This is a genomic window from Kitasatospora sp. NPDC007106, from assembly GCF_040634455.1.
GTDB classification, from domain to species: Bacteria; Actinomycetota; Actinomycetes; order Streptomycetales; family Streptomycetaceae; genus Kitasatospora; species Kitasatospora arboriphila.
Map to the genome: position 1 here is coordinate 1 of NZ_JBEYFP010000277.1, position 7,523 is coordinate 7,523.

Genomic DNA, 7,523 nt, shown 5'->3' on the forward strand with positions numbered 1-7,523 from the left:
GTCCCGCTCGGCGCGGTGGCCTCGCTCGGCCCGGCGGTCCCGGCCGGCTGCGGCTCGTGGCTGCGCAGGACGACGTGGCCGTTGGTGCCGCCCATGCCGAAGGCGCTGACGCCGACCCAGTGGGTGCGGCCCGGGTCCAGCTCCCGGCCCTCGGTGGTCACGTAGTAGCGCGAACCCTCCAGCTCCAGCGCGGGGTTGATCTCGCGGACGTTCACCGTCGGCGGCACGTACCCGCGGTCGAGGACCAGCGCGGCCTTGATCAGGCCGACGATGCCGGCGGCGATGTTGAGGTGTCCGAAGTTGCCCTTGAGCGAGCCGATGCCGCAGGGTGCGCCCTCGGTGCCGAACGCCTGCTTGATCGCCTCGATCTCGATCGGGTCGCCGAGCGCGGTGCCGGTGCCGTGCGCCTCCAGGTAGTCGAGGTCGCCCGGTTCGGCACCCGAGATCTCCAGGGCCTCGCGCAGCACCGCGACCTGCCCGGAGACGCTCGGGGCGGTGAAACTCACCTTCTGCGCACCGTCGTTGTTGACCGCGGAGCCGGCGATCACCGCGTACACCCGGTCCCCGTCGGCGATCGCGTCGTCGAGCCGCTTCAGCAGGACCAGACCCAGTCCGTTGGTGAACAGCGTCCCGTTGGCCCCGGCGTCGAACGGCCGGCAGACGCCGTCGGGCGACAGCACACCGCCGACCTGGTACTGGTAGCCGGACTCCTGGGGGACGCGGATGTACACTGCGCCCGCGACGGCCGCGTCGCACTCGTTCAGCAGCAGGCTCTGCACGGCCGAGTGGACCGCGACCAGGCCGGTCGAGCAGGCGGTCTGCACGTTCAGGCTGGGCCCGCGCAGGTTCAGCTTGTACGAGATCCGGGTGGCCAGGAAGTCCTTGTCGTTGCCGTGCCGGACGAGCATCTCGCCGAGCGACTCCACCAGGTCGGGCCGGCGGAGCGCGCCGAACACGTAGGTGCTCATGCCCGAGCCGGCGAAGACGCCGATCCGCTGGTCGGTGCGCTGCGGATCGATGTTGGCCCGCTCCAGCAGCGCCACGGACTTCTCCAGCATCAGGCGCTGCTGGACGTCGAGGATGTCCGCCTCGCGCTGCGAGTAGCCGAAGTACCCGGAGTCGAACTCGGCGACGCCGTCGAGCACTCCGGCCCGCTTGACGTAGTCGGGACGCGAGCGCTGCGCGGCCGGCACACCGGCCGCGGCGACCTGGCCGTCCGTCAGATCGGTGACCGCGGTGTGGCCGTCGACCAGGAGCTGCCAGAACTCGTCGACGTCCGCGGCCTGCGGCAGCCGGCACTCCATCGCGACGATCGCGACCGCATCGTCATCACTGTGCATGTTCATCCTTGTCCAAGTCCGTTGTGTGTGGCGCTGGTTCGCTGCCTGCGGGCCCGCGGGGCAGCCCGCAGGGGGCGCCCGGTCCGGCGGCGCGCCCAGGTCGGGCGGGCGGCACGGGGTGCGCGGGCACCACGGGTGCGCGACGGTGCGGAGGGGAACCGGTGCAGGAGGGAGTCGGCGCAGCATGGGCGGGTACGCGGGCCAGCCGGAGGCGACGCGTGAGGTGCGTGCGCCCCGGGTGGTCGGCGACGGTACGGCCCGGGGCGCGCCGGGGCAGCCCGGGATCGGCTAGCGGCTGCGGGCGCGCCGGGCCGTCAGGACGCGGCGTCGGGCAGCCGCGCCGGCGGTGGCCGCGCCGGTGTTCGGCGTGCTGCGGCCCGGCTCCTCGAGGAGGATTTCGAGGAATTTCCGTTGCGCGTTGAAGGAGGCGTGCTCGAAGAGCCGTACCAGCGGGAAGGCGACGCCGAATTCGGTCTGGATCTCCGCATGGAGGACGACGATGGTGAGCGAGGTGCCGCCGGCGTTGAAGAAGGTCGTTTCGCGGTCGGCCAACCGCCCGACGCCGGCCACCGATTGCCAGATCCGGGCCAGCCGGTCGGCGACCGGAAGGGCGGCCCGGCGGGAATCCGAGCGGGAATCGGCAGATTCGGAAACCGCACGGGAACGCTCCGCCAGGCGCCCGCCGGCGATCTCCTTGAGCGCGGCCCGGTCGGCCTTTCCGTTGGGGAGTTTCGGCAGTGCCGGAAGATAGACGAAGACCGAGGGGACCATGACGCCCATCAGGTGTTCGCCGAGGTGGGTGCGGAGTTCCGGTTCGGCTGCCGCGTCACCCTCGAGGACGGCCACGATGGCCTTGGTGAAACGGTCCTCCAGTGCGCACACGAAGGCATCGCGGACGCTCGGATGCGACTGGATCGCCGAGCGGACCTCCTGCAGCTCGATCCGCACGCCCGCGATCTTGATCTGCTCGTCCGCCCGGCCGAGGATCTCCAGCTCGCCGCCGTCGGCCCGGCGCCCGAGGTCGCCCGTCGGGTAGACGGTGATCCGTTCCCCGTCGGCCTCGATCTCGACGAACGGCGCGACGATCCGGCCGTCCGCCAGGTACCCGTGCGAGGGCCGTTCGGCGGCGATGCAGATCTCGCCGACGGTGCCCGGTGCGCACGGCCTGCGCTCCTCGTCCAGCACCAGGCTGCGGGAGTGCGGGAGGTTGCGGCCCACCGGCTGGATCCCGTGCCCGGGGTCGGCCGGGACGCGGTAGAAGTGCTGGGCCAGCGTGGTCTCGGTCGGGCCGTACAGGTTCACCACCTGGCAGCCCGGGAACAGCTCCCGCCAGCGGCGCACCAGTTCGGCGTCGAGCGGCTCGCCGGCGAAGAAGGCGTGCCGCAGCGAGGGCACCGGTTCGGCCCCGGCCGCCACCGACGTCCACACCTTGCCCAGGGAAGGGACCAGGTGCAGGGCGGTGATCTCCCGGCCGCGCAGGAAGTCCAGCACTCCGGCGGCGTCCAGGTGGGCGGCGTCCGGGACGCACAGGGTGGCACCGGAGATCAGCGGCGTCAGCGCGTCCCGGAACCAGACGTCGAAGGACGGGTTGGTCAGGTGCGCGAACCGGTCGTCCGGCCCCACGCCGAACTCCTCGCTCTGCCACTGCAGGAAGAGCGACAGGCCGGTGTGGCTGCCCACGATGGCCTTGGGCCTTCCGGTCGATCCGGAGGTGAAGGCGATGTAGGCGTGGTCCGGGTCGTCGAGGACGTCCGTCCGCGCGGCACCGGCCCGCGGTTCGACCCGCGGGCGGGTGCGCGGACCGTCCGTGCACACCACCACCGCCCGGACCGGGCCGGTGTCCAGCATGGCCTCGCGGCGCGCCTCGGGCAGCGCCTCGTCGACCAGCATGACCACCGAGCCGGCCAGCCAGACGCCGAACACTGCCGCGATCACCGCCGGGCTGCGGCGGCCGAGGACCGCGACCGCGTCGCCCCGGCCGATGCCGTGCGCACCCAGCTCCCCGGCGAGGTCCCGGGCTCGTAAGAACAGGTCCGAGTAGCTCAGCGACTCGGTCGACGTGGTGACAGCGGTCGCGTCCGCGAACGTCTCGCACGCCCGCTGCAAAAGATCATCTACCGCCTGCACAGCAAACATCTCCATGTGAGGACAGGTGAAGGCAGCCCCCGGGCCGACGGGCCGTGCCCGTGCCCTGAGCGCGGTCCGGCCCGAGGCCGGCCTGAAGGGGCCGCTGCGTGGAGGAAAGAGAAGATGGAAGAGAGGGGAACGGTGCACGGTGTCCGGCGGAACGGGACACGGGACTCCCAGAGGCGAGGGCCGGGCACCACGGGCCCACTCGCCCGGGCGGCGCCCCCGGTGGAACGGTCCTCCGACGGACCGCTCCCCACCGGGGCACTGCCGCGCAGGCCGTGGACTAGCCGGCCTGCTGGAACGTCGCCAGCACGACGGCGGCGAGCATGAAGAGCGATCCGAACACCTTGTTGAGGACGCCGACCTGCTTCTCGGTCTTCAGCCGGAGCGCGACCCGGGACGCGAGCCCGGTGTAGCCGGCCATCACCACGAGGTCGGTGAACGCGAAGGTCAGGGCGACCGCGACGTACTGCGGGGCCAGCGAGTGCCCGGCCACGATGAACTGCGGAATGACCGCCAGCATGAAGATGTAGCCCTTGGGATTGATCAGGTTGAGCGAAATGCCCTTTCCGATGATCTCGAAAATGCCGATCTTCGGCTTGTCGCCTTCCCGGAGCGTGATCGGCGAACCCTTCGACAGCCACTGCGCCAGGCCGAGGTAGAAGAGGTAGGCGACACCGGCCCACTTCAGCACGTTGAAGGCGATCGGCGAGGCCTGGATGATGACCCCGAGGCCCACCACGACGACCAGGAAGACGGCCCAGAGGCCGAGCACCAGCCCGACCGCGCCCAGATATCCGCGCTTGAATCCGTAGTTCAGGCCGTTCGACATCGAGAAAACAGAGCCGGAACCCGGTGACAACGAGAAGATCCACGAAGCCGCGAAACAAGTGATCCACGCATCAAGTGGCATGGCTAATTCCTCCCCCGGAAATGCCGCTGATGTGACCCGCCGGCAGAACTCCGCCCAGCGATCGTCGCGCAGCCTATACATACCCCTCACGGACTCCATACCCATGTCCACGATGTGGATGAGCAAATGCCCCATAACCGCCCCCCCGGCCGGGCGTCCTGCCCGGGGTCCGGTGGAAGCGGCTGTCTTGAGGAGCCGTCAGTCAGGATCTTGCATATCGTCAAGTGGCCTGTACGGCAGTGCAGTTCGGCACTTCTGCCGGTTCGCCGGTCGCGCCGGTCTGCGGCGTGATCGGCATCACGGTCGGTACTTTGACTCACAGTCAGCCAGGCTGTGCTGTGAGGAAGTTGTGTTGCCGGGCGTCACATCGGCGCGGCAGCCGGAACGCCGTCGTCGACACCTCGGGCCGGCAGCCCTGCGACGTGGCGCGGATCCGCACTGTGTGCCTCGGCCCGGGTCAGTGCGGCCGGTTCTGTTGCTCGATGCACTGCTTCGCGATGCTGAGCGGCGCACCGCCGACTGATCCGGCGAGTGCGAGCCGGACCACAGGCACTGTGCCCGCCAGTAGTGGCGGACGAGGTCGGTGAACTCCTGGCGGAGCCTGCGCGAGGACACGCCCTTGAGGGAGTTCACCAGCCTGGACACGGCGACCTTCGGCGGGAAGTCCGCGAGCAGGTGGACGTGGTTGGCCTGGCCGTTGAACTCGATCGGCTCGGCCTCGAAGTCCTCGCACACGGCGCGCATGATCTTCTCGCACCGCGTCAGGTGCCGGTCGGCGAGGACGGAGTGCCGGTGCTTCGTCACGAAGACCAAATGGACGTGCATGCGGAAGACGCGGTGCCGATCCGTGTGAACGTTCTCGTCGATACCCGTGAACCAACTGCGTAGCATGATCTGTGTGCAGCTTCGGTACAGCTTTCGCCTGTACCCGAGCGCCGGTCAGCGCACCGCGTTGGCGCGGGCGTTCGGGTGCGCGCGGGTGGTCTACAACGACGCGCTTCGCGCCCGGGAGACCGCCCACAGCGAAGGCATGCCGTTTCCGAAGACCGGCGACCTGTCGAAGCAGCTCATCACCGAGGCGAAGAACACCCCGGAACGGGCCTGGCTCGCCGAGGTCTCGGCGGTGATCCTCCAGCAGTCCCTGCGCGACCTGGACGCGGCGTACCGCAACTTCTTCGACGGGCTCATGGGCAAGCGGCCGCGCATGGGCGTACCCCGGTACAAGTCCCGCAAGGACACCCGGCAGGCCGTCCGCTTCACCGCGAACGCCCGCTGGTCGATCACTCCGGGGCAGAAGCTGCGTCTGCCGAAGATCGGCGATGTGCGGGTGAAGTGGTCGCGCACGCTGCCCTCCAGCCCGTCCACGGTGACCGTGGTCAAGGACAGCGCGGGGCGGTACTTCGTGAGCTTCGTCGTCGAGACCGGCCCGGAAGAAGTCCTGCCCGAGGTGTCGCCCGAGCTGGGCATCGATCTCGGGCTCGGGCACTTCGCGGTCCTCTCCGACGGCACGAAGATCGACAGCCCGCGCTTCCTGCGCCGGGCCGAGAAGCGTTTGAAGAAGGCGCAGCGCGCCCTCTCCCGCAAGGAGAAGGGCAGCAAGAACAGGGACAAGGCCAGGGTTCGCGTCGCACGGGCCCACGCCCGTGTCGCGGACGCGCGCCGCGAGTTCCATCACCAGCTCTCCACCAAGCTGATCCGCGAGAACCAAGCGGTCGCCGTGGAAGACCTGGCGGTGAAGGGACTCGCCCGCACGCGCCTGGCCAAGTCCGTGCACGACGCCGGATGGTCGGCGTTCGTGAGCATGCTGGAGTACAAGGCCGCCCGGTACGGGCGCACCTTCCTCCGGATCGGCCGCTTCGAGCCCACCTCCCAGGTGTGCTCGCGGTGTGGCGTCAAGGACGGCCCCAAGCCGCTGCACGTCCGCGTGTGGACATGCGGGGCATGCGAGGCCGTCCTCGACCGGGACGTGAACGCGGCGGTCAACGTCGCCAAGGCCGCCGGACTGGCGGTGTCAGCCTGTGGAGCGCAGGTAAGCCGGGCACCCGTGCCCGCACCGCGCGGCGAAGCAGGAACCCATCCGAAGCCCTCCACCATCCGGTGGGAGCAGGCGGGAATCCCCGGCTTTTAGGCCGGGGAGGATGTCAATTCAAGAACAAGTACGACCACGTCTTCACGGTGGAGCCGGCCGGCGAGGCCGCCGAGGTCGTCGAGTGGGTGCACCGGATCCTGCGGGAGGAGCGCGAGATCGTCATCTCCTCCCGGCCCCTCGAAGCCACGGCCTTCCAGGTCGAGAACATCCGAATGGCCTACGTCTTCTACGAGAGCGGCCTGTCGATCAACGTGATGTACACCGTCGACGACCCCAAGAAGCGTGCGGTCGGCTTCAAGCTCTCCGACGGGATGGAGGTCCCGGAGGAGCTCGCCTCCAGCTTCAAGTTCGCGCGGCAGAAGTCGAAGCTCGCCGGGACGATCCGCGGTTCGTACTTCGTCATCAAGAACGAGTACTGATCCCGGCGCCGGCCCGGCCGTGTGACCGGCCGGGCCCCGGGCCCCGGGTCCCGCGTGCCGGGTGCCGAGTGCCGCTACGAGGGCCCGCCGGACGCCTCGGGGCCGGCCGGCCGGGTGAGGAAGTGCTGCCGCACCTCGTCGGTGACCACCCGCCGCAGCGTCGGCTGCAGAACCTCGGAGGTCGGGATCACGTCCCACCTCATGTACGGCCACCACCGCGCGTGCGCGGCCAGCAGCATCCGCTCGCCGCCGGCGACGTCCCCCTCGACGGCGTACCAGCCGGCGAGCCACAGGCAGAGGTAGTACTGATCGGGAAGTTCGCCGAGCGACTCGACCAGCTCCCGGCCGCGCGCGAAGTCGTTGGTCTTGGCGACCGCCTCCCAGGCGACCCGCTTCTCGCGCGGCTCCAGCGCCGCGAAGTCGCGGTCCAGCAGCCACTCGCCGATCACGCCCTCCCGGGGCGCGCGCGGCCCGCCCCAGTCGTAGTGGCACGGCAGCAGCCACTCCACCGGCCGGACGTCGAGCTGCTCGGCCGGCCAGAGCAGCCCGTCCCGCAGGACCCGGCCCTCCGGGACGTGGTCGGCCGCGGCGCGCATCCGGGGCTGTGCGGGCACCCCCGCGTACAGCTGGGC

Annotated in this window: 6 protein-coding genes and 1 pseudogene; 2 read left to right on the top strand and 5 right to left on the bottom strand. The window is 70.3% G+C overall.

Going from position 1 to position 7,523, the window contains the following annotated elements:
• From ABZ641_RS20625 to tnpA, 4 genes and pseudogenes are all read right to left on the bottom strand, one after another.
• A partial coding sequence (locus tag ABZ641_RS20625; protein ID WP_359983686.1) for a polyketide synthase occupies positions 1-1,340 on the bottom strand: 1,340 nt, incomplete at its 3' end.
• A 288-nt stretch (positions 1,341-1,628) separates the two neighbouring features.
• Complete coding sequence (locus ABZ641_RS20630) at positions 1,629-3,482, bottom strand: non-ribosomal peptide synthetase (RefSeq protein ID WP_359983689.1); 1,854 nt, start codon at positions 3,480-3,482, stop codon at positions 1,629-1,631.
• A gap of 271 nt (positions 3,483-3,753) precedes the next feature.
• Positions 3,754-4,518 carry a LysE family transporter gene (locus tag ABZ641_RS20635; protein ID WP_344626124.1) on the bottom strand — a complete coding sequence of 255 codons (765 nt, stop codon included), beginning with the start codon at positions 4,516-4,518 and terminating at the stop codon, positions 3,754-3,756.
• A gap of 322 nt (positions 4,519-4,840) precedes the next feature.
• Positions 4,841-5,274 (bottom strand): annotated as a pseudogene (gene tnpA / locus ABZ641_RS20640) (IS200/IS605 family transposase).
• A 7-nt stretch (positions 5,275-5,281) separates the two neighbouring features.
• Here tnpA and ABZ641_RS20645 point away from each other — a divergent pair.
• The gene (locus tag ABZ641_RS20645; protein ID WP_359983691.1) at positions 5,282-6,511 is read left to right on the top strand and encodes an RNA-guided endonuclease TnpB family protein; all 1,230 of its coding nucleotides are present in this window, start codon (positions 5,282-5,284) and stop codon (positions 6,509-6,511) included.
• Between the two features lie 47 nt (positions 6,512-6,558).
• Entirely contained in the window at positions 6,559-6,891 is a 333-nt protein-coding gene (locus ABZ641_RS20650) for a phage tail protein (RefSeq protein WP_359983694.1), read from the top strand.
• A gap of 74 nt (positions 6,892-6,965) precedes the next feature.
• Here the strand turns inward: ABZ641_RS20650 and ABZ641_RS20655 are convergent.
• Positions 6,966-7,523 (bottom strand): hypothetical protein (locus ABZ641_RS20655; protein ID WP_359983696.1); only part of this gene is annotated, 558 nt, incomplete at its 5' end.

Bases quoted from the DNA above. Each gene is read 5' to 3' on its own strand.
- ABZ641_RS20630 (WP_359983689.1), bottom strand. From the start codon at position 3,482: ATGGAGATGTTTGCTGTGCAGGCGGTAGATGATCTTTTGCAGCGGGCG.
- ABZ641_RS20635 (WP_344626124.1), bottom strand. From the start codon at position 4,518: ATGGGGCATTTGCTCATCCACATCGTGGACATGGGTATGGAGTCCGTG.